20 protein-coding genes are annotated in these 22172 nt (G+C 50.7%); all 20 read right to left on the bottom strand.

The window, feature by feature from the left end; genetic code table 11:
• Nucleotides 1–86: 86 nt before the first annotated feature.
• Nucleotides 87–668, bottom strand: a complete 582-nt coding sequence (locus ACK8NJ_RS12325) for a tail fiber assembly protein (RefSeq protein WP_139535857.1) — start codon at nucleotides 666–668, stop codon at nucleotides 87–89.
• A complete protein-coding gene (locus tag ACK8NJ_RS12330; protein WP_411961662.1) occupies nucleotides 668–4078 on the bottom strand; it encodes a prophage tail fiber N-terminal domain-containing protein in 3411 nt (1136 codons plus the stop codon). The genes ACK8NJ_RS12325 and ACK8NJ_RS12330 overlap by 1 nt, the downstream gene beginning before the upstream one ends.
• 64 nt (nucleotides 4079–4142) lie before the next feature.
• Nucleotides 4143–4742, bottom strand: a complete 600-nt coding sequence (locus ACK8NJ_RS12335; protein WP_060565155.1) for an Ail/Lom family outer membrane beta-barrel protein — start codon at nucleotides 4740–4742, stop codon at nucleotides 4143–4145.
• Between the two features lie 67 nt (nucleotides 4743–4809).
• Nucleotides 4810–8205: a phage attachment tail tip protein J gene (gpJ, locus tag ACK8NJ_RS12340; RefSeq protein WP_411961663.1), complete on the bottom strand. Its 3396-nt coding sequence runs from the start codon at nucleotides 8203–8205 to the stop codon at nucleotides 4810–4812.
• 60 nt (nucleotides 8206–8265) lie between these two features.
• Nucleotides 8266–8913: a tail assembly protein gene (locus ACK8NJ_RS12345; RefSeq protein ID WP_032198003.1), complete on the bottom strand. Its 648-nt coding sequence runs from the start codon at nucleotides 8911–8913 to the stop codon at nucleotides 8266–8268.
• Nucleotides 8811–9554, bottom strand: coding sequence for a C40 family peptidase (locus ACK8NJ_RS12350; protein WP_411961664.1), 744 nt, complete (start codon nucleotides 9552–9554; stop codon nucleotides 8811–8813). The genes ACK8NJ_RS12345 and ACK8NJ_RS12350 overlap by 103 nt, the downstream gene beginning before the upstream one ends.
• Before the next feature lie 4 nt (nucleotides 9555–9558).
• Entirely contained in the window at nucleotides 9559–10257 is a 699-nt protein-coding gene (locus ACK8NJ_RS12355; protein ID WP_001526979.1) for a phage minor tail protein L, read from the bottom strand.
• A complete protein-coding gene (locus ACK8NJ_RS12360) occupies nucleotides 10257–10595 on the bottom strand; it encodes a phage tail protein (protein WP_000024053.1) in 339 nt (112 codons plus the stop codon). Before ACK8NJ_RS12360 ends, ACK8NJ_RS12355 begins: the two co-directional genes overlap by 1 nt.
• Entirely contained in the window at nucleotides 10588–13821 is a 3234-nt protein-coding gene (locus tag ACK8NJ_RS12365) for a phage tail tape measure protein (RefSeq protein WP_411961665.1), read from the bottom strand. The genes ACK8NJ_RS12360 and ACK8NJ_RS12365 overlap by 8 nt, the downstream gene beginning before the upstream one ends.
• 471 nt (nucleotides 13822–14292) lie before the next feature.
• The gene (gene ydaY / locus ACK8NJ_RS12370; RefSeq protein WP_122984268.1) at nucleotides 14293–14652 is read right to left on the bottom strand and encodes a protein YdaY; all 360 of its coding nucleotides are present in this window, start codon (nucleotides 14650–14652) and stop codon (nucleotides 14293–14295) included.
• 150 nt (nucleotides 14653–14802) lie between these two features.
• A complete protein-coding gene (locus ACK8NJ_RS12375; RefSeq protein WP_001516456.1) occupies nucleotides 14803–15765 on the bottom strand; it encodes a phage tail tube protein in 963 nt (320 codons plus the stop codon).
• Between the two features lie 26 nt (nucleotides 15766–15791).
• The gene (locus ACK8NJ_RS12380; RefSeq protein ID WP_001526972.1) at nucleotides 15792–16184 is read right to left on the bottom strand and encodes a phage tail terminator-like protein; all 393 of its coding nucleotides are present in this window, start codon (nucleotides 16182–16184) and stop codon (nucleotides 15792–15794) included.
• Complete coding sequence (locus ACK8NJ_RS12385; RefSeq protein ID WP_001029819.1) at nucleotides 16181–16561, bottom strand: hypothetical protein; 381 nt, start codon at nucleotides 16559–16561, stop codon at nucleotides 16181–16183. Before ACK8NJ_RS12385 ends, ACK8NJ_RS12380 begins: the two co-directional genes overlap by 4 nt.
• The gene (locus ACK8NJ_RS12390) at nucleotides 16562–16945 is read right to left on the bottom strand and encodes a hypothetical protein (protein ID WP_000524260.1); all 384 of its coding nucleotides are present in this window, start codon (nucleotides 16943–16945) and stop codon (nucleotides 16562–16564) included. It abuts the gene before it with no gap.
• Nucleotides 16945–17340: a hypothetical protein gene (locus tag ACK8NJ_RS12395; RefSeq protein WP_000634210.1), complete on the bottom strand. Its 396-nt coding sequence runs from the start codon at nucleotides 17338–17340 to the stop codon at nucleotides 16945–16947. The genes ACK8NJ_RS12390 and ACK8NJ_RS12395 overlap by 1 nt, the downstream gene beginning before the upstream one ends.
• A 3-nt stretch (nucleotides 17341–17343) precedes the next feature.
• Entirely contained in the window at nucleotides 17344–17520 is a 177-nt protein-coding gene (locus tag ACK8NJ_RS12400) for a hypothetical protein (protein ID WP_000908084.1), read from the bottom strand.
• Between the two features lie 42 nt (nucleotides 17521–17562).
• Nucleotides 17563–18702, bottom strand: coding sequence for a P22 phage major capsid protein family protein (locus tag ACK8NJ_RS12405; protein WP_001526967.1), 1140 nt, complete (start codon nucleotides 18700–18702; stop codon nucleotides 17563–17565).
• Between the two features lie 98 nt (nucleotides 18703–18800).
• On the bottom strand, nucleotides 18801–19565 hold the full coding sequence (locus ACK8NJ_RS12410; RefSeq protein ID WP_000770040.1) for a DUF6651 domain-containing protein: 765 nt from the start codon (nucleotides 19563–19565) through the stop codon (nucleotides 18801–18803).
• 104 nt (nucleotides 19566–19669) lie between these two features.
• Complete coding sequence (locus ACK8NJ_RS12415) at nucleotides 19670–20782, bottom strand: phage minor head protein (RefSeq protein ID WP_024188982.1); 1113 nt, start codon at nucleotides 20780–20782, stop codon at nucleotides 19670–19672.
• Complete coding sequence (locus tag ACK8NJ_RS12420) at nucleotides 20766–22172, bottom strand: DUF4055 domain-containing protein (RefSeq protein WP_000763705.1); 1407 nt, start codon at nucleotides 22170–22172, stop codon at nucleotides 20766–20768. Before ACK8NJ_RS12420 ends, ACK8NJ_RS12415 begins: the two co-directional genes overlap by 17 nt.

A 22172-nucleotide genomic window follows, 5' to 3' on the forward strand; every position in this document is an offset into this window, starting at 1 on the left:
TAAAACTGATTGCATATAATCCCAATATCTCCTCCCCGACTATCTGAATGGTCGGGGAGGCACTTCAATCATCCCTGCGCCGTTGATTACTCTGCAGGCCAAGTCGGCCACTCAATATCAGGTGCAGTTGATGTATCAACACGGTTCAGCAACACCCGATACTTCTTCCAGGCTTCCAGCAACGAGTTTTCTTCCTCCGTTGCAATTTCCAGATCTGCAGCATCCTGAAGCGGCGCAATATGCTCACTGGCTACCTGCATCAGGCTGTTTTTTGTTTCTTCCGCCTCCCGGATCCGGAACAGTTTTTCTGCTTCCGTATCCTTCACCCAGGCTGTACCGTTCCACTTCTGAAACTCCCCTTCCGGGGATAACCAGGTGACATTTTCCGGTAATGAGCCGAGTTCAGAAATAAATAACGCGTCGCCGGAAGCCACGTCATAGACCGTTTTTCCCCGATGGTCTTCAACGAGATGCCACGATGCCTCATCACTGTTGAAAACAGCCACGAAGCCAGCCGGAATATCTGGCGGTGCAATATCGGTACTGTTTGCTGGCAGACCTGTATGAGGCGGAATGTATGCGTCACCTTCACCAATAAATTCATTAGTTCCGGCCAGCAGATTATAAATTTTTATGGTCCGTGGTTGTTCACTCATTCTGAATGCCATTATGCAAGCCTCACAATATAGTTAAATGCGATGTTTTTGACGGTGTTTTCCGCGTTACCAGCAGCGTTAACGGTGATGGTGTGTCCATGTGAGCCAATCGCAACAGAGTGCGTATGAGCACCAATACCGACAGTATGCGCGTGTGCACCCGCAGATGCTGCTGTGCCGGACAGTGAGTGTGTATGGTTTCCTTCTGAAGATGATTTACCTACCCATTGGGAGGTGCCACTGGTTAATGAGCCACTGATACCAACCTGATTAGTCCCGCTAACTTGAGTACTCCCTGCCGGAAACATTCCAGTAGGTTGACTCCCGCTATTCGTTCTGGGCCCAGTCTGACTATGTTGGTGGGCCCCAGCTGAACTTGTAGAGCCGCTCAGACTGTGCGTATGCGCCCCGGTGTTATTCGTGGATTTAGTGCCGTAATCAAACGACGATGTGGTTTTCGTACCCAAATCCGTACTGGATGCGCTGGCACTGTGGGTGTGCGATTTAATGCCATCCTGTTCCTGAGACAATACGGCCCGACCACTGGCAGGTTTGCCCTTAATCGTCCAGCCACGCATATCAGGGATCACGCCTGACGGATAAGCGGCTGCAAGTTTCGGGTATGCAGATTTGTCAAAAGTCTGCCCCTGCATCAGGGCATAACCAGACGGAACGGTATCTGATGGCCACGGGATTGGTGCGCCGACTGGGTAGCTTTCTGGTGGAAGATTTTTCGAGGTATAAACTTCTGCCCAGTCTTCCTCAAAACCATAGCCATCTCTTGAGGAACGGTAGAACAGACCTCCATTTCTGTAATGTGCCTTCATCTGCAAGGTCCGGCAACTTCCGACTCCGGTATAGAAGTTAACCAGAATATAGCTGTCGCCAGAGCGGGTGACATTGTAAGCGCCTGATTCGGCATTCCATGGAACGCCCCCATCCGCATCGGCATACGTATCCGTTGCCCTTCTGGCAAAAGCAGCCACATGCGCGGCGGTTAAAGTAATATCTTTGGAACCATCAAACTCAACACCAGAAACCAGTCTTGGCGTTTGCAGCTTTGTTGCTGTTAATGCATTACCGTTCAGACTTGCGGACAGTTTGGTTCCAATAACCAGTTCGCCGGTTGCGTTATCAATAGCAAACGGTCTTAATGTATTCCAGCCACCATAAACATCACCTTGATTGGTAAGCAGCAGGTAAGTTTTAGCGCCATCATTACGCCATAATGCACCATACTCCCCACCTATCATTCGAATCTGATTACCACCACGCGCTACAATTTCGTCTGTGGCAAAAAGTTTTTTGCACGACAAGTTATCGTTAACGATTAACGAATGAGACTCATAAAAACCACGCCCACTCTTAAAATCAAGGATAACGTCCGCCGCGATACATTCAGTCGCTGGATTTGTTGCCCCAAACTTATAGGTCGTATCATTAACAACGAGATCAGCACCAGGTGCGGATATTGACAGGCCATCTTCGATAAACGCAAAAACAGGGAAAGCAGCGCCATCAACATAGAACACAGAGCGCAAATCATCGCCCTTATTACTCATCATTATTGAGTGGATGGCTCGTTCATTGTTTTGATATTGCCAGAACATTCCATAAGCATAACGCCCCCTGTCAGTCCAGCCACCAGGCATAACAAATCCGTTAAACTCGCAGTTATTCATCGGATCGCCTGCGGTTCGCGTTGCCGTGGTGATAATGACCCTTGATGCCAGTTCGCTTACTGAGCCAGCAGAACGCATAACAACAACAGGGTAATATTTTCCAGATGTTGCACCTGCAGGAGCGTTAACCCGCACATAACGCATACCACGCTTATCAGCAAAGTCTGTTTTACTGACCGCGTTAATGTTGTTCAGGAAGCGTCCCTTATCGGGTATATCAGCGCCGTTCTGGTCTTTCTGCAGACGTTTCTCAGCATTGTCATTGGCTGCTTTTACTGCCTTTGGCGTTGCCGCCAGCGTTTCAGACGTGCTGTTGGTCGCACTGCTGAGCTGTACTATCCCCTTTTTCGTCGTGCTCGCATCCTCAAGCGCCACGGCGGATGCAATATCCTCTGCCCGTTTTGCTGCTGTCTCGGCGCGCGTTGCCGCGGATTCCGCCGTACTTTTGCTCTGAGCTGCCGCTGCCGCACTACCAGCTGCCTCTGTCGCCTTCGTGGATGCCGTCGTGGCGCTGCCTTTCGCTGCTGATGCCTGTCTGCTCGCCTCATCTTTTGAAGCCGACGCAGATGATGCCGATGACGCCGCCGAACTGGCGGACGATGCAGCTGCCATTTTTGAGGATTCTGCACTGGTTTCCGAGGCTTTCGCGTTCGTTTCGGATGTCTTCGCTGCGGATGCAGACCTCGCTGCTGCGCTGGCCTGTTCAGCGGCTTCGCCAGCCTTCGTTGTGGCTGTTGAAGCAGACGATGCGGCACTTTCTGCCGATTTTCCGGCGGCAGTGGCTCTGGCTGAGGCCTGCCCGGCACTTGTTGACGCGGCACTGGCAGATGATGCAGCCGCTGTTTTTGAGCCTGCCGCAGCTGAGGCACTCTGTCCCGCTGCCGTTTCAGAAGACCTGGCGTTCGTCTCGGACGTTTTTGCCGCCTTCGCGGAATTTGCTGCCGCCGTTGCCGAGGAAGCGGAACTACTGGCGCTCGAGGATGCGTTCGTTTCTGATGATTTCGCTGCCTCTTTTGAGGCCGCCGCATCCCGGGCTGAGGTGGCAGCTTCTGACGCTTTCGTAGTCGCGGTGGATGCAGAAGTGGCTGCTGATTGTTGTGACGCTGCGGCATTCGTTTCTGACGTTTTCGCCGCACCGGCACTGGTGGCCGCCGCGCTTTTTGAGGACTCTGCAGCGGCAGCACTTTTTTCCGCTTCAGTGGCCTTTGTTGATGCCGTTCCTGCGCTGGAAGACGCTGACTGAGCCGACGAAGCGGCCTGTCCGGCTGACGTGCTGGCTGCGCGTGCTGAGCCTGCAGCATCAGTCGCATGGGTTGCCGCCTCACGGGCTGATGTGCTGGCATCGCTGGCTGACTTCTTCGCGGCTGCCGTGTTCTGTGCCACCGCGGACGCGTTACGCGCCACCTCTTCCACCATCAGTTCAAAACGGCGCAGTGCCTCAGGACGGGCATCATCCTCCGTCATGGCACCGAGAAAATCATTCAGCGTACCGGGTCGGGAATCTTCATACACGGTGATGGTCCCGGCATGTGACGGCGGGAATCCTTCCACCAACAGAATAACGCTGTACTGACCGTACTCAACGTCCATGCTGTAACGCCCGGCTTCATCCGGATTTTCTGAGGCCAGCGTGTTCACCACCACCGTGTTGCTGTTACGTTTTGCTTTCAGCTGGATTGTGCAGTTCTGTACCGGTTTTCCTGTGCCGTCTTTCAGTACACCTGAAATCTTTACTGCCATATTCACCCCACAAAAAAGCCCGCCTGAACCGGCGGGCTGTCATAACACTGTGTTACCTGGCTAATCAGAATTTATAACCGACACCCACGATGAAACCGTCAGTGCGCCAGTCACCACTGCCGGAGCCTTCATAAGCAATATCAATGGCCACGGATTCGGTCGGGTTAAACTGCACACCAGCCCCCCACGCCAGAGACGTGTTGCTGTGGCGACCGTCATCACTTCCGGTCAGCACATCGTGCGTTTTCCCCTTGTTGTCAGTTACGCGGAGATAATCCCCGGAGAAAGTCGACACACGGCTGTAAGCCATACCCGCCATCGCATACGCGCTGAACCATTCATTCACGCGTACAGACGGCCCCGCCATCACGCTGAACCAGCGGTTACGCTCGGAATCTTCATGCCAGCGGGTATCGCTGTAGTGCGTTTTTTGCTCATCCTCAGCATTGGCATAACTGAAGGACGTAATCAGCCCCAGCGTGTCCGTAAACTCATAACGGTATTTCACGTTAATCCCGTTCAGATTATCGCTGCCGGGAGCGTTCGTACGGGCATGAAGATACCCTGCGCTCAGTGTGGACTGATGTTCAGACGCCCATGCAGGCGCACCGGATACGGACAGACAGATGGCTGCGGACAAAATGGCTGCACAAACTTTACGCATAATTACCTCTCGCTTTTCTGCAATAAAAAAGGCGCCATTTCTGGCGCCCGTATATGGGTTATAAAATTCAGCTGATACTGATGCCTGCGGTGGCTTTCTTCATCACCACAACCAGCAAATCGCTGATACTTGCTGTGGGATACCAGTCATTTACCAGCCATGCTGACACCGAAAACTCCAGCGTCATGTGACCGTGACCGGCAGGCATATCAATAACGCCACTGTAAATCAGCGTATTATCCAGCGCGGTACGGTTATAAATTTCAGCACCGTTTTTCCGCACTATCAGACGGCATGAGGAGTAAATATCAGTATGCTCTCTCTCATGTTTAGCGCCGCTGAATGCCACCGCCGGAATAACAATCTGCCGGTCAAACGGCTGATCGTCATAAACCCTGACGGTAATGGTCCCTGATGGCCACCGTTCCGGTGCACGGGAGTCCCGGGGGAAAGCTTTGCCCACTGTTTTAACGAGATCGCCTTCAATCTGATTGGCGGACAGTTTTCCCAGAACCCGACAGTTCTCGTTAATCGTGACGTTGTTGAGCGTCCCGGAGTTCGCATTCACGTTACCGCTGATATCGGCATTTTTCGCCGTCAGCCGCCCATCCGGTGTCAGGGAAAATGCCGGAGGATTACCGCCGCTGGTAATGGTCGGAGCCGTCAGGCGTTTCAGGAACACGTCGTTCATGAATATCTGATCGCCCTGACCAACAAACATTGGTCTTGTGTTGCCATTAGACGGATCAATAAACGCGATACGGTTAGCGGCAACCAGAAACTGACTCAGTTTGCCTTCCTCCGTGTCCTCCATGCTGAGGCCAATACCCGCGACATAATGTTTGCCGTCTTTGGTCTGCTCAATTTTGACGCCCCACATGGCATTCCACTTATCACTGGCGTCCTTCCACTCTTTCGAAAACTCCTCCAGTCTGCTGGCGTTATCCTCCGTTAGCTCGACTTTTTCCAGCAGCTCCTTGCCGAGATGGGATTCGGTTATCTTTCCTTTGAAAAAATCCAGGTAACCTTCCGCATCATCGCTCGCCCGACCAACAGCCTCCACGAATGCCGATTTGCCAACGGTGTTCACACTGCGAACGTAAAAATAATAATCATGGCCCGGCCTGATATTGATACTGGCGGCTATCCAGTACAGCGCCGTACCAAGATAGCGGGCAGATTTGTCCACCTGTGAGATATCTGAAATCTTCGTTTCAGAAAACCAGAACTCAAACTGTACCGTCGGATCATAAACCGCAAGATGCGGCGTGGCGGTTATCTGAAAATAGCCCGGTGTCAGCTCAATCTGTGACGGCGCTGCCGGTGCGGCAATCCGGAACGATACCGACGCCGGATCGCCCTGCTGCCCCCGGGCATTTACCGCCCGGACTGTCAGCCTGTAGTTCCCCAGCGCCAGTTGCGTGAAGCGGTAAGTGGTTTCCGTCGTCCGGGCCGTGCTGACCAGCCGCTCACTGCCGTCATCCGCTGCCACGGTCAGGCGAAGCATAAAGCTCACGCCCTTCACCACCTTCGGCGTGTCCCAGCGCGCCAGCACCTGATATTCCCCGCTGTCTGCGGTGACTTCGGCGGTCAGGTGCTGCACCGCTGGCGGCGTGACACCATTTACCGTGCCGCTCTGGTCGCCGTCAAAGTGCGCCCCGTTATCCACGATGGCCTCTTTTTCCGGTACATGCTGCACGGCGGTGATGGCATACGTGCCGTCGTCGTTCTCACGGATACTCACGCAGCGGAACAGGCGCTGGCGCAGCGTCGGCAGCTTCAGCCCCCACACGCTGTATTCAGCAACGCCGTCAGGAACCCGGCTCACTTTCACCTTCACGCCGTCGGTGACGGACTGAACCTCCACGCTGACCGGATTGCCATTTCCGTCAACCAGGCTTATCAGCGTGGTGCCGGAGGATGGCAGCGTGATTTCACGGTCGAGCGTCAGCGTCCGGGTCTGGCTGTTCACCGCCAGCACGCGACCACCGGTGCTGATACCGGCATAGTCATCATCGCAGATTTCAATGACATCGCCCGGCACATGGCGAAGCCCTTCAGCACCCACGCTGAAGTCCACGGTCTGCGTTTCCAGCAGCTCCGTTTTAATCAGCCACAGCCCGGCGCGGTGTGCCTGCCCCCGGCTGGTACAGCCAAAGGCATCCATCTTCGTGACATTACGACCGTAACGGGCAATGGCCTGCGTGTCCTCCACAAGCTCTGTTGCCGTTTCCCAGCCGTTATCCGGGTCAATCCAGTTCACCTCAACGGCATTATGGCGGTCCTTCAGGGCGCTGAAACTGTAGCGGAACGGCGCGCCATCATCCGGCATCACCACATTACTGCGGTTATAGGTCCACACCTTATCCGACGGTCGGTCCTGCACGAACGTCAGCGTCTGCCCGTTCCATACCGGCATACAGCGCATCGCCGAGCAGAAATCACTGAGCACATCCCACGCCTTACGCTGTGTGGTCAGGTACGCATTACAGGTGATGCGCGGCTCCGTGCCGCCAAAGCCGTCCGGCACCGACTGGTCGCAGTACTGGCCGATGACATACAGCGCCCATTTGTCCACATCCGCCGCACCAAGACGTTTCCCCATGCCGTAGCGTGGATGGGTCAGCATATCCCACAGACACCAGGCCATGTTATTGCTGTATGCTGGCTTAAACGTTCCGTCCCAGATACCGCTGTATTGCCGCGTCTGCGGGTTATAGTTCGACGGCACCTGCAGAATACGCCCGCGCAGATGATAATTACGGCTCACCTGCTGGCTGCCGAACTGCTCCGAGTCCACCTGCACGCCGACCAGTGCCGTGTTCGGGTAGCACTGTTTCACATCAATGATTTCGGTGTATGACGACCAGAGCGTTTTGTTCTGCAGCTGGTCTGTGGTGCTGTCCGGTGTCATTCTGCGCATCCGGATATTAAACGGGCGCGGCGGCAGGTTATCCACCACCACCGAGGCCAGATACTGCGAGGTGGTTTTGCCCTTAATGGTGATGTCTTTTTCCGTCACCCAGCCACCGTTACGTTGTATCTGAACCAGCAGGCGGACTTCCGACGGATTCCGGTCCCCCTTTGAGGTGGTTTCCACCAGTGCCTGCACGCCGAAAGTAAAACGCAGACGGTCAATGTTTGCCGACGTGATGGTCCGGGTGATCGGCGTGTCATATTTCACTTCTGTACCGAGCACCGTCTCGGAGCCGGAGGATTCAAATCCCTCCGGCGGTGTCTGCTCCTGCTCACCGGCCCGGAACACCACCGTGACGCCGGAGATGTTGGTATTCCCCTCACTGTCCAGCACCGGCGTACTGTTCAGCAGCACGCTTTTTAAGCTATTCACCGGACCTTCAACCGGCCCTTCGCTGATGGCATCAATCACACTCAGCAACTGCGTGGACTTCAGGTTATCTTTCGCTTCGCGCGGGGTATGCCCCTTACTGCTGCCTTTACCCATTCCTCACGCTCCATAAACGACAAAACCGCCCGGAGGCGGTTTCACATAAAACATTCTGCATCAGCGACCAATCACCACAACCTGACCACCATCCCCTTCGTCTGCCGTGCTGATCTCCTGAGAAACCACCCGCGACCCCACGCGCATTTCACCGTACAGAACAGGCAAAACATTGCCCTGGGCAACCATGTTATCCAGTGAGGAGAAATAGGTGTTCTGTTTGCCGTTATCTGTACTGGCTGCCGTGGGCGTCCTGGCTTTCGGTGCCAGCATCTGCGCCACTCCGCCCAGGATCATACTGGCCCCTGCCGCATACATGCCCGATACAGCCGCGGCACCTAGCCAGCCCACAGGGTTCCACCATGCCACCGCAATCAGCGCCGCCCCAAGCACCACCTGAAACACACCGCCACTTTTAGCTCCTGCCAGACGCGGCACGATGTGGATCACGGCACCATTTGCCAGCGGCTCATTAAGACGGGCAGATAATTCATTTTCGCCTGCATCACGCCCGGCAATGCGCACCTGATACCAGCCCTTATTCAGTTTCTGACGAAACGCCGGGAGCTGTGTGGCCAGCGCCCGGATGGCTTCGGCCCCCGTTTTCACACGAAGGTCGATGCGGCGGCCAAATCGTTGCAAATCCCCGTAAAGGCAGATGCGTGCCATGCCCGGTGACGCCAGAGGGAGTGTGTGCGTCGCTGCCATTTGTCGGTATACCTCTCTCGTTTGCTCAGTTGTTCAGGAATATGGTGCAGCAGCTCGCCGTCGCCGCAGTAAATAGCGGCATGATTCGGCACCGATGAACCAAAACAGCACAGCAGCACATCGCCCGGCTGCGCCGCTGACAACGGCACCTGATACAGCCCTGTGGCCTCCAGATTATCCAGATAGAGATTCTGACCGTTACGCCACCAGTCATCCCCGCGATGAAAATCCGGCATCTCAATCCCCGCCAGATGGTAAGCATCCCGGAACAGCGTGTAACAGTCCGTCACCCCGTGCTCAAAGCGCCGCCCGGTGAGATGCGGCACACAGCGGAATTTATGAATCTCACCCCGGCAGACCAGCCACCACGGCAAATCACTCTGCACCTGCAGCCGCCGGTCAGCCTCACTCAGCCAGGGCAGACCACCGGGGTGGCTGTGGACCAGCGCCACAATCTCACCCTGCATTTCTGCCCGCAGCCAGTCCTCCGGCGACATCCGGAAATACTCCTCCGGCTCACCGGAGATATTCACGCAGGGAAAATATCTTTCCCCTTCCGGCGTTCTCACCACGAAGCCGCACGACTCCGCTGGCGCACATCGCCGGGCGTGCGCCAGAATCGCTGATTCTGTCTGTGTCATGGGATTACTGCGAAAGTTTGTTAATGGAAAGGAAGCCGCCAAAGTTGCCGACGTTATTGCGAAACTTACAGCCGCTCAGGCATTTGCTGCATTTATCCTTCGTGATATCGGACGTCGGCTGGTCATATTCATCCGCGACAGCCGGACCATGATAACCGCACTCATCACCGCGATAGGTCCAGGTGCAGGTGTTGGCCAGCATGATGCGCCCCGGAAAAACAGCACCATCCGTTTCCGTCGGTGTGGAGAGCACAAAGGAGGCACTGACCGCACTCAGTTCGCTGCACTGCTCGATGCGCCAGCGGCTGATCACCTCCTGCTCCGGATCGGCGTCGCTGTTTCCGTTGACGAAGTTCACCGCATCCAGAAAACGGGCGTAAACCTTACGCCTGACCACCGTTCCGCCGACCAGACTCTGCAGGTCTTCCGCCATCCCGGTGACCATGCCGTGCAGGTTAGAGACCGTCAGTGTCGGACGGGCAGCACTACCCTTACCGTTCAGTTCAAATCCCGTCCCCTGAATAGGGTATACCTGATACTGCCGCCCCTGCCAGGTGACCGGCTCACCTTTTTCGTTCTGCTCATTACAGAAAAAATAACGTTCACCACCGACCTCTGTCAGATCGATTTCCCAGAGCACCACCTGGGCTGACTGAGTAAGGCGTGTCGTCTCATGATGTGTTTCCTGTCGTATGTCCTGCATCAGATCACCACTTCGTCAAACTGACACGAAAAATCGGTATAGGTGATATGTTCTGTCGCTGACCACGTTCGACACACCACTCTGATTTTTCTGTTAATACCCGGCGGGCGCCAAAAAAAAGATTTATAGCCTCCATGCCGAGCCAGAAACAGTTCAAATGAATTACGTTCATTCGCCTCAACCCTGAAATCACAGGTAAAAACACGCAGAGAATGATTAAGTCCGTTTGGGCTTCGTTGTTCATAACCATCGCCAAATCTTACAGTTTTTATCGATGGCTTATTTTCTGTTTTCATTCCATCCTCTGGTAACCAGTAAAATTCTTCCGTATTAGCCACTTAACATTCCTCCATCACGTCGCATATTTAACAGAGCGCCCTGCACCCGCTGATCAACCATCCCCATAAGTGCTTTTATTGCCTGAGGACCAATCTCTCCATTCTGGCCGTCATTTTGAATAGTGATTTGGTATACAGGGGCATAAGTAATATCTCTGCCTCCATTACCACTTTTACTATTAATAGCTCTGACACCAAGAGAACCATCGGAAGTTCGCGTTAATGGCATAATAGCTTCCGGTCCAGCCTCACCAAAAACACCAGCTCCTTTTGCAAAAGCAAAAAATTGCGGGGAGTCATAAATACCGTTCGAATATGTACTCAATGACGGAGACTCATAAACACCGCCCTTTGCATTCGGAATAAATTTACTAATAGCACTCCCGATAGTTCCTAAAATACCCCCAGAAGAACTGTTACTAATGCTGTCGAAAATCCCAGTAATTGAAGCCTTTAATGCAATTCGACTAAGATCCGAAATCACGGAAGTAGCGAAAGAACGAAAATTTGCCTTGCCTGTCGTGACAAAATCACCTAGCGCATCGGTCATCCCATCAAACATCTGAGTCGTGGTTGATTTTATCTGCGCACCGATATCCTTAGTGTCATCCAGCCAGTTATTGAATCCCTGGGAGGCACCACTAATCCAGTCTCTTGCCTGAATATCGAGCTGCTCGTTTATCTGGCTGACAATTTCTTTTTCTCGTTCCAGAGCATCATTCAGAGCCTGCATTTTCTCCTGAAAAACATGATTTGACATTCCACGGGATTTATCTGCATAGTCACGTTCAAGTTGCAGACGCTGATTGTTATATTCACGTTTAATCCGCAGTAATTCCTGCTGGCGTTGCTGATTTTTATCGCCAACCCCATAACCAGCAATCTGAATGTCATACCCCTGTTGACGATTATCAATCGAAGCCTGCAATGAATCACGCCATGCAGCTATTTCGGCGGATTCCTTGATTAGCCTGTTATTTTTTTCAATCGCAACATTTTTCTCCATCAACGCGGTTATTTCTTCCCGGTGTAAGAGAAGCGATTTCTGATCCTGGGTTAATTTCGATGACGGTCGTGACTCCAGGTCGGCAATCTGCTGACGCCACTTAACCAGTTCCTGTTCAGAGGAACTTAATTTAACGGTCAATTCAGCTTGTGAACTTAGTAACGCATTCTGTTGATTCAGATGATCAATCATTCGTTGGGCAGCATCATCCGAATAACCTTTCGCCTTTGGTTGCTTTGGATCTTTATAACGCTCATTTATTTGAGCGATAAGATTATTATATTCTTCCTTTGAATACTGATTCTTTAGCTTTTCCAGTTTTGCAAGTTCACTAGCTCTCTGCTGCTCCCGGGTCTGATATTGTTTTGAAAAAGCATCTGCTCTCTGTCTGAGTTCAATTCCTTCCTGTTGTCGCTTGTTGTAATCGTTTATTGATGAATTTAGTACGTCCTGAGCAATTTTTTCTGCTTGAAGTACGCCCAATTGCTGCTTTAATCGTGCCAGCTTTTTATTTTGAGCTCCGCCATCTCCAATGCCACCTAACCCGAAAACTCCGGGTCGGGTATTTTTTTCTATTTCATCAATTTGACGGAGAACATCTGAGATTTTTTGATCAAGGGAGGCCTCACGGCCAATATCCAGCATGGAATCCCATGCCCATTTTGCGGAGTCTGCGACAGCTTTCCATGCAGTCTCAAGATAACCAAGATTTTCTTTAATCTGGTTGGTGCGCTGGATCATTGAGGATGAGTATGCTTCTGTCGCAATGCGGGCGGCCTCCTGCTGGTTCCCTTCATCCTGTAGCGCCTTAATCTGGTTATAAGTCGCAAGTGTCAGAAAATGGTACTGATCATTAAGTTTTGATATAGCACTGACAGGATCCTTTGCAATTTCATTGAAGTCATTAACCAGTTGTTCGGTTGATATTCCTGTTACTTCGCTCGTTTTTACTATCGCTGTCGTCACTTGCTCCAGCGAACTGCTCGCTACCTTTCCCGAACGCACAAGCTGGTTTAATACTGCCGCCGCAGCGCCAGTTGTCGAATCAGCCGCATTCCCGGCACGTTGAGCTATATCGGCCAATTGCCCGCTGGTTGTCCCCAACTGATTTCCGGTAAGAATAAGAGATTTATTAAATTCGTCCTGCTCCTGAGAGCCTTTATAGTAAGCCAGCCCTAAGACGCCAACGGCTGCTGCGGCCAGGGTAAAAGGATTAATTAATCCCAGCACATAAGAACCTACACCTTTGATCGCCGGGCCAATCCCACCGAACATATCTTTTAGCTGGCCGCCCTGCTGCATTAACACCATAAATGGCGACTGACCAGTGGACAACCCAACAACAATATCCGTCATTTGTGCAGGCAACATGCGCATAGCAAAAGCCGTTTGTTTTGCCGACATTCCGGTTTTGCTTAATTGCGATTGAGTAACCTCAAGCTCACTCCGCATAGCACGAAGTTTTCCAGAAAGCTCCTCATACATTTCAGGAGAAAGCATCCCCTTAGCTTTTGCTTCATTGAGCTGTTTCTGTTGTTCTACCAGACGATTAAAAGCAGTTCCGACAGGATCAAGTTGAGCAATCAGACGTTGCAAAGCAGCAACCTGTTCATCATGCGCTTTTGCTGCTTCTCGCTCTGCCTGAGCCTCTCCGGTAAGCTCTCGCCGTGTTTCCTGTATTTTTCGGCTATAATTCTCAAACTGAGAACCATTTATTTTCCCGGATGCAAACGCAGCATTAAGTTCATCCTGCTGTTGTTCAAGATTTCTTAGCGCCGCAGCCAGAGGGTCGATCTTGTCCAGCATTCTTTGAAAGGCCTGAGCCTGCGCTTCCTGCTGGGCGGCAGCAAGTTTTCCGGCCTTCTCGGCTTCTCTCTGCGCTTGCGCAACCCCGCTCAATTCCTCTGTGGTTTCATTAAGTTTACGGACAAGAAATTCATATTCTTCTTTATCAATAAGCCCTTTATCGAAAAATTTCTTTAATTCAGAATAGCGTCGACCGACAGTATCAATTGCGGCACCAACTGGATCAATAGCTGCTTTTAATTTTGCGAGCGCGTTCTTCTCATCTTCTGTTGCCTTAGTCACTTTCCCTGCGCTATTTGCAGCAGTTTCCCCAGCCTGCGTCATTTTGACTAATGAGGAGGCCAGATTGTCAGCATTATTTTTCGCTCCAGTGCTATCAATAATTATTGCGAGACGCGAGGTTTGCTCTGCCATTCATTAAAACTCCTGACAACAAAAAACCCACCGAAGTGGGTTTCAGGCGACATAATAGTAGATATAGCGATTACGAGGCCACGCAATGCTTTTCTCCAGGAGCATCATCGATTTAATTAAAGACACCATCACATCTCTGTAACAGAGTGTACGTAATTAACAACTACACACACTGCTCCTGAAAATACTGGTCATCCAGTGCAAAGATCACTGCTTCAAATTCATCGCGCTCAATCAATACCGGATGAGTGGCTAAATATTCATTTATCTCTGTCAGAGATAAAGGCAAAGGCACCCCAGTCATTCCAGCATAACGTCGGGCACGGGATATTACCGAATAGGCGTACAACAATTCCTTAAGCACCGGGTCTATTTCTGGTTCCGGTATCGGTGGCAACCTGAGTTTTTCTCGCTTCCATCTTGCCTTTTCACCCTTTTCTCCCCCGAACTCCGATAACCACCGCTGGGCGGCTATGGCTTTTTTATCGTATCCTGCTTCTGCTGCTCTTTACCTTGGGCGATGCTGGCTGCTTCTGCAAGGATCTGCCAGTACAACTCCGGATTCTGCTTAAGCAGCGCGATCCCTCGTTCTGGCGTATATTCCAGTGCAACCTCAACACCATCAACCAGTTCACCAACCCCTTTCCAGTCTTTCAGCAGATAACGAGCAGCATTATCAATGAGTAAATCATCAACAGAATCCACCTCGGAAACCTTTGCAATATCAAACTCCTTCGTTCCGACGTGCAAACTGGCATCCATTTTCTCAATGTGGCGACGGATTAATGCATTACGGGAGCGATACTGATCGTTATCGCTGCTTGCCACCAACAGTTTTAACCCGTCTACAGGTTTTAAGTCCTTCATTGGGGTAAACCAGCGTTCACCACCGATGATAATTTTCTGATTAAGAATAAACATCCATAACCTCATTCAATGCGCCCCCCTGTAGTGCAGTACCACAGGGGGAATAACGGAAAATCAACTAATCGCCTCAGCACTGGCTTTTGCGATCACGGCAGCCGGGGAGGCTTTTTTTCTGGTTATCGTAGGTGCTTCATCTGCTGCGGTAATGCTCAATTGAACCTGGATAATGTCGGTATTACCCCCATCAGGCCATTCACCTGACACCTGAACCTTCGGGAAACTGAAAGTGTATGCCCCCTCTCCATTCGAAAGCGTGAAGCTGAACGGAACTGTTTCTCCAGTCAGTGTTTTACTCCAGATTTCCCACGCAGCTTTAGACCATGAAAGCGTCACCGTACCGGACGGTGTAAAAGTAGTCGGAATATTTGCTCCTGCATAAGGCGAGCCAGTCCCGATACAACGCTGTGTCTGGAGTTTGTTATCGAACTGAATATCAAAACTGTCGATACAAAAACCGTTACCTCCGGCAACACCATTCAGGCTTACTGCTGAAACCTCCTTAAACGAATAACGTAGCTTTCCTGCACTATCCACAGGTTCGCCTTTGATAAAATTCGTATCATCGGCCTTTGATTCCCAGTCCAGCCCGGCAAAGGTTACGGTCGCTGTAATATCGCCGTCGTTAGGGATCTGCATTTTCCATGAGCCAACCTGCGCTCCTCTGACGACAGAGGCAATTCCGACATCGGACGCATAGGTCGCCAGAGAAAATGTTATTCGCTCATTCCCCATTGTCAGAGAATCGCCTGACCATTCCGCGCCGAAACAGGATGCAAGAAAATCATCATGTTGACCCCAGCGAAATTTGGTACCAACATCACCGCCGACATCCACAGTGCCAGGCGTCGCCCCCTGAGCCATCCGGGAGCCACCAATCTCATTATTTTCGCCTTTATTCTGGGTGGGTTTTACTCCCCAGCTTGTGCGTTTTAATAAACTCCAGTCACCACTTGCTGGCGTAGTGCCTGCAACTGTCTCCCGGATAAATGCCGAGATAACCTTTGCACCTGAACTCACAGGAGCCTCCTATGTCATTAATTGCGCTAGAGCGCGCGATATGGTATTTGAAGATTAAGCTGGAACCAGCCATTCTTTTCGCCAACGGCTATTGAGGAAACAGCCTGGTAACTGAGACGATCGTCATCCTGAAACTCAAACAGTTCCCGCAATTTATCGGCTGTCTCAGTAATGAGTTTTGAACCAGAACCTGCGGGGACAAATAACTGAATAATGATTATCCCCGTGCGATAAACAACCGGCCCCGCGCCAATTTCATTAACTCCAGCCTGCCCGGGAATATTACTTAACCGCGCCCAGATTAATTTACCGGAAGGATCGAACGTTGGCCCGTTCGGATACAATACGTCTTTTCCATCAATAATCGTCTGTGCCGTCATTCTGGAAATAACCGTATTTCTGATTTCAGTAAACGTCATTTGTAAGCCTGTAAAACACCATGAAAAGCGTTGGCATACACGCCAGTTGGCGCTTGTTGTGAATGACCGTTTTCAAGAGCCTCTGCATAAGGAAGGTTATTCTGGATATAAATAACTCCGTAATTTGCAGCTTTCGAAATAACCCCGATCCCACGCTGAACCGCAATCGTACCGTTCGGATCCACGTTATCAGATATACCAAAATCGGGATGCTGTAACGACACCAGGTTGTTATTTCTGAAACGTCCGGTATCAACCGGAGCAGCAATATCAATAGCAGTAAGAATCTGCATAGCGATGTAGCGAATCTTCAGCCCCACATCTTCCTCAATCATCCCGGCAAATATTGACGGTTCTATATCCCATGCCTTTGCCATTTACGCTCTCCTTAACTGGATAGAGTAAACTGATGCGGAAGGATCTACACTCGCTGTAATTACCTCGTATCGTTGTAACTGCCTTGATACAGGATCATAAATCTCAATAATATGGTCGACAGCGGGTTTATCCGTAACCTCGCATACCAGAGCGGTTAATTTAAGGTCACCATGCAAAATATTAATCCCATCAATTCTGCCCAGCTTATAACGTGTCAACACGCCTCGCCCGGTATAGATTGCGGTGGATTCGCCGCCAGTTTCCGTCACAGGATCCCAGTGCCGGTGCGTAACGTAAGAACCAGAAAAATCACTCACGGCGTCCGCTAAATCCTCATCAAAAGCAGCGGCAACCTCTGACTGAATCTCTTCACGAAGCCCCATTATCCCCCCCTCACAACCCTGACTTGTGAGCGACTAAGTCCGTACGGTTTCAGCAGTGCTATCGCAAGCTGTAAATCGGGTTCAAGCAATGCAGTGCTGTTTGCTGGCAACTCAGCAAATGATTTCGATACACTGACCCCGTCAGCCGACACGGCTTTACTGATAACAACGCCAGAATCATTTTTCTGCTGAAACAACTTACCGAATGAGGCAATTCTGGCTGCATATGCTCCCGCAAGTTTTACCTCTTCCGGAATACGGGATGGGTTAATTTTCAGGTTGAAGCCATTAAGCCAGGCATTAGCCATTAAAACAGCTTTATTTTTAGCGTTCTCACTCGTCCATGCGTTCCCAAACGCATTATCAACGTCATCACAGGTCACGTAAGTGATCATGTGTTACTCCTGAGTTTTCCAGCCCATAGCTTTCCAGTTGTCAACTTCATCAGGATGAACATTAGCGATAGTTGGTGCGCCGGGAAACATCTGATAATCGGTCACCATAACCACTAACTCAATTTGCGTTTTTTGTGCGGCTTCACGCTGTGCTCTTTGCTCTTTAGTTAATCCGGCCATATGCCCTCCATTAAAAATGGGGCCGAAGCCCCGTTTGAATGTTTAACCAAGAATCAGACAACCATGTGCCGGCTTCACTGATGAAACACCCCATGCCAGTCCAACTTCATAGCGCACCTGGCGATACTGACGATACAGTGCAATCTGGAACGTAATCCCTGAAATCGGGTCCGTAACATTCATTACATCATCAGCATTATCGCCACCTTCCGGCATTGCCGGAGTACGGGATGCCAGCAGAAACGCGTTGCGATCAAACGCCATATTTGCAGTAAAGGAGCCAACAACTGTGATTGCAGTATCATCGGCCAGATCCTGACGCAGTCCGGGCGCTGCAAGAGTAATCAGATTGCTGGTCGCTGCTGCCACAACATACTGATTCGGATCGCCAGCGAACGTAACAATCTGACCTGCAGAAATACTCCCCGAACCAGTATCAATGGAAATAAGAACATCGCCTTCTTTTTTCTCGCCATTCACGAGATAACCAGTTGCAGCAACCTTTGGCGCTCGTTTTACACCTGCCGAACTGTGAATATTGAATCCCTCCAGACGCCCCAACACGCCCTCACGCAGTAGCTGTTCAGTGCCGGATTCATTCACTTTAAACAGTACAGACTGTTTTCCGCGCAAATTAGCAATGGCAGTGGAGCCAAGCACCATCTGCAGATCGGTTGTCGGTGCGCCGTTATCCTCCAGAACCTGACGAGCCAGAGCAGCATCAGAAAGATCATCTTTAACACCAAACGGCGTTGTCCCTGCGGTTCCCACGGCGCGGGAAGCACCGAAATACAACGCACCAAGATCAGCCTCAACCTCGTTTGCAAGGGCGCGAAAAGCCTGCTTGAACTGATCAGCCAGAATGGTGTTGTAAGTCCCTGAAGGGCCAAGAGCCAGTTGTTCTTCACCATTCCATTTAACCGGTGCCATTTTGGATTTAGTAATTTTCACATCAACAGTGCCAATATTTTGATCACCGGTATTCGGAGCTGACGGCCCCGGTACGATATCTTCGGTTTTCGCCTCAGGCGCAACTGGCGCGGTTACCGTCTGATCTTTTGCTGCGGCGTCAGCTTTTGCGTTTTTTGCTACCGCAGGGATAAAACCTACCTGCTCACGGGATACAACATCCAGGGCGGTATAAATAGTCGGGATCAACCCGGTCAGGGTATTTCCAGCCATAATTAAATATTCCTTAAAAATTTGCGTAATTGTGAATAGATGGAGTAATGAGCTATCCAGCCCTGACACCAGCTCCCATCCGGAAGCTGACAAATGTGTTAATCAACAATTGTGATACCGTCTTTCAATGCGTTTTGCTTACCTGCAACATCCAGTGCATCAAAAGCAGAGCGTTTCATCGTTTTCTGACCAATATCATGCTGTGTCGGACGGGAGCCGCCGCCATTGTTGCCACTGGCTTTCAGGATGTAGTCTTTCTGAGGGTAATTTTCGACGAGGAACTCCAGCGCCTCATCAAACTGCGCCAGTTCGCCAGGCTTCGCGCGGGAATAAATTTTGTTGCCGGAAGCGTCATAAGCAACGATCTTCCCTTCTTCCACTTTGAATGCCTGCCCGAAGCGGGCTTGTAATAAATCTGCCGGGATCGCAATTTTATCGGCAATATATTTTGAACCCGCAAAACTACCGCCAATCATAGAATCGTAAAGCTGCTTCTCCAGCATCTGAGAGCGTTGCTTTTCTTCATCTAATTGCTGCTGAAAATTTTTCGTAATTTCAGCCTTAACCTGGTCAACCTGTCCCGCATCGATCAGCTTTTTCTGGTCGATTTTTGACAGCATTTCCAGTGCCTCGATCGCCTTCTTCGGGTCTTCGATAGCGGCAAACTTAGCCAGTTTTTCCTCTGCAGCTTCTTTAGCCAGGCGATGATTTTTTGCCTCGCCATTAAGTTCTGTAATTTTTTTTGTCGCCAGCGGTGCATCGAAGCCGATTTCTTTACCATCGTCGTGCACATAAACTGGCAGGCCAGCAGTATCAATTTCTGCGTATTGTTTTCCGTTAATCTCGACCGTTTTCAGTTTCATATTAGTACCTGGTTTAAGTCTTCCGACAGTTACGCTGCTCACCATCCGGATCGCAGCAATAAAAAAGGCCACCCGAAGGTAGCCTGTTGTAATAAATGATTTATTTAAATCCCTGCTTTTCTGAATACCTGTGCATCACGCTCACGGAGTTGCTTCAGCGTCAGCCATTCGCCTTTATCGGTGTAAAATTCATCTGGCGACATACCACCATCCCGAATCAGCTTTGCCCGGGTTTCCCCCACAATCTGTTTTTGTCTGGTGTAAGGCTGACGCAAAAACCATTCCCTGTAGGTTGTATCTCCGGCCACTACGCCATCCATGCTGGCCCGCTCAACCGGGGAAATATCACGAACATCAATACCCAGTTCCTTCGCTGATTTCAGAATGAACGTTTCCGTTGAGCGGCAGCAGAAATGAATTTTTCCCGGCCCCTGCAAATAAGGCACGCTGTGACCTACAGGTTTATTATCCAGCGTATATTTGAGGCGATCCCTGATTCGACATTGTGGCGTAGTACGATTATCAAGCGTTGATAACCATTGCTTACCCTTAATCAAATCATTATTCGCGCGTGCAAAACTCTCACGAGCAGTAGCAGCAAGATGTCCAACCGCTGTTTTTGCAATGCTGGCCGCATTAGCCCGGCTCATCTGCAATGCACCATCCTGAAATCCCTTACTGACATGTCCCCGAATTTTTCTTGCGATCTGCTCATTGGTATCCCCCAGCAAAAAACCCTGACGCACCGTATTTGTTATGCGTCTGAGCCGATCCGCCTCAAGATCTGAGGCCCACTCACTGAGCAGTCGTCCCTGGAATGGTCGCGCCATTGCAGCGGCGTAAAGTGCATCAGAAGAGATACCAACCAGAGGGTGAACATCAGCAACAAAATCAGGTAGCAGAGAATCAAACAGACTTAACTGATAACCAGCCTCATAAATTGCCAGCTCGTTCAGCTCTCCGGAGAGACTGGTAAACATGCTGTTAATAGCAGCGCGGTTAACCTCTCTGACACTCGCCAGAAGTGACTCCAGGCGCGTAACGGTAAAACTACCAGGATCGAGGCTGTCCAGTGCTACCAGCAGGCGAGCTGTAAGCTCCGCATCGCTGTCATTCAGTATTTTCACCATTCTGGCAGCCACACCAGTGCTATAGCGGGATATCCAGACTGCATGAGCAATTGATTCATCACGCAGCCGTTCATTCACGGTTTGCATCATTGATTTCCATCAGCATTACACTCTGATTTTTTAATTCATCGATCACTTCCTCTGGACGGGAATCCTGATCGATAAATTTCAACGCCTGCAACACCCGAACCGCATCAATCTGACGTATATCACCGCCCTGACGCAATGACTGAACAGCCAGCGCGGAGGATGAGTCAAACACCTGGGCAGATACATCCAGTTCAGTGCGCACATCCACATTGCCACCGCAACTCTCTCCGCTCCATTCCGCCATTATCTGGAGAATATTATCGAGGGCATCTTCGAGGGAGTTCGCCATTGTATAAAGCGGCGAGTGTTCCTGCATCCGCTCTTCATTAGTCTGATCAACAGATTTGGTGGATGTATTTTCAGCCCGCAGAAGTTTAGCGCCGGCATGACGCATCTGATTTTCCAGCTTCTCAAGTGATGTTTCGCCAGATTCTATCGCTGCGCCACTATGTTCAACATATTCGAGGCCATTTTTTGTTCTGTCCTCAAAAATCGTAGCGGTGGATGCACCAACCGTCAGTTCTTCATTCCTGTCCAGCCCGTAGGCCACCAGCAATGGAACGCGGGCAACATGAAGAATATTGTCCTGCTCGCTCTGGCTTTGCCAGTGCTTGATATTCAGCAAGCCAAGATTAAGCAATGGCGGTGTACCACGCATAAACCCTGTTTTCTTCGTATACAGTGTTACCAGAGGAATATCATCACGGCTGGTATTCCATGACTCATGAAGCGTCCAGACAGATTCGCCATTAGTACCTTCGCTGCGTCGATAAATTTCAACTCGACGGGGCATAATATGGCGGATCTGCTCCACCTTCTTCTGCCCGAAATCATCACCATCAATAATGATGACCTCTTTTATACGCAAATCAGTGAGAACAACTTTCCCTTTTTCAACTTTCGATTTCCATCCAATAACCTGGCGTGGATTCAGCATCGTAACGTACGGGCGACCACCGGCCGCGTTTTCATCGGCTTTTGTCCGAATCTCTTTCATATCCGTTCGTGGATAGTCCACCAGCGCATGTGCCACACCATACTGAAATGCGAGACTGAAAAATTGCTGCGCCCACACATCCAGTCGGCTCCCCTCCATGTCGATATTTTCTGCATATTCCCTGATTTTTTCCGGCGTTTCCTCACTCAATACTGTCGGCTCTGCAAATATGCGCCCAATATTTTGTTTGATGCTTTCTTCATACACAGGAAGTAGCGTAGCCACAGACAGGCGTTTTTTATAAGCGTCTTCATCTTCATTAGGCCATTTGGGGAGATAATTTTCCCCCTGCCTGCGCATTTCAAGCGTACCGCCCATCAATGCGTCGTTAATATCCCACGCCTCCAGCATATCGTTATAGTCGAGGTTGGGTGTTGATATATCAGCCAT

This window comes from Escherichia sp. F1, assembly GCF_046764225.1.
Classification (GTDB): Bacteria; Pseudomonadota; Gammaproteobacteria; order Enterobacterales; family Enterobacteriaceae; genus Escherichia; species Escherichia coli.

Coding starts and splice junctions, on each gene's coding strand:
- ACK8NJ_RS12325 (WP_139535857.1), bottom strand. CDS start 668: ATGGCATTCAGAATGAGTGAACAACCACGGACCATAAAAATTTATAAT.
- ACK8NJ_RS12330 (WP_411961662.1), bottom strand. CDS start 4,078: ATGGCAGTAAAGATTTCAGGTGTACTGAAAGACGGCACAGGAAAACCG.
- ACK8NJ_RS12335 (WP_060565155.1), bottom strand. CDS start 4,742: ATGCGTAAAGTTTGTGCAGCCATTTTGTCCGCAGCCATCTGTCTGTCC.
- gpJ (WP_411961663.1), bottom strand. CDS start 8,205: ATGGGTAAAGGCAGCAGTAAGGGGCATACCCCGCGCGAAGCGAAAGAT.
- ACK8NJ_RS12345 (WP_032198003.1), bottom strand. CDS start 8,913: ATGGCAGCGACGCACACACTCCCTCTGGCGTCACCGGGCATGGCACGC.
- ACK8NJ_RS12350 (WP_411961664.1), bottom strand. CDS start 9,554: ATGACACAGACAGAATCAGCGATTCTGGCGCACGCCCGGCGATGTGCG.
- ACK8NJ_RS12355 (WP_001526979.1), bottom strand. CDS start 10,257: ATGCAGGACATACGACAGGAAACACATCATGAGACGACACGCCTTACT.
- ACK8NJ_RS12365 (WP_411961665.1), bottom strand. CDS start 13,821: ATGGCAGAGCAAACCTCGCGTCTCGCAATAATTATTGATAGCACTGGA.
- ACK8NJ_RS12380 (WP_001526972.1), bottom strand. CDS start 16,184: ATGACGTTTACTGAAATCAGAAATACGGTTATTTCCAGAATGACGGCA.
- ACK8NJ_RS12385 (WP_001029819.1), bottom strand. CDS start 16,561: ATGGCAAAGGCATGGGATATAGAACCGTCAATATTTGCCGGGATGATT.
- ACK8NJ_RS12390 (WP_000524260.1), bottom strand. CDS start 16,945: ATGGGGCTTCGTGAAGAGATTCAGTCAGAGGTTGCCGCTGCTTTTGAT.
- ACK8NJ_RS12395 (WP_000634210.1), bottom strand. CDS start 17,340: ATGATCACTTACGTGACCTGTGATGACGTTGATAATGCGTTTGGGAAC.
- ACK8NJ_RS12400 (WP_000908084.1), bottom strand. CDS start 17,520: ATGGCCGGATTAACTAAAGAGCAAAGAGCACAGCGTGAAGCCGCACAA.
- ACK8NJ_RS12405 (WP_001526967.1), bottom strand. CDS start 18,702: ATGGCTGGAAATACCCTGACCGGGTTGATCCCGACTATTTATACCGCC.
- ACK8NJ_RS12410 (WP_000770040.1), bottom strand. CDS start 19,565: ATGAAACTGAAAACGGTCGAGATTAACGGAAAACAATACGCAGAAATT.
- ACK8NJ_RS12415 (WP_024188982.1), bottom strand. CDS start 20,782: ATGCAAACCGTGAATGAACGGCTGCGTGATGAATCAATTGCTCATGCA.
- ACK8NJ_RS12420 (WP_000763705.1), bottom strand. CDS start 22,172: ATGGCTGATATATCAACACCCAACCTCGACTATAACGATATGCTGGAG.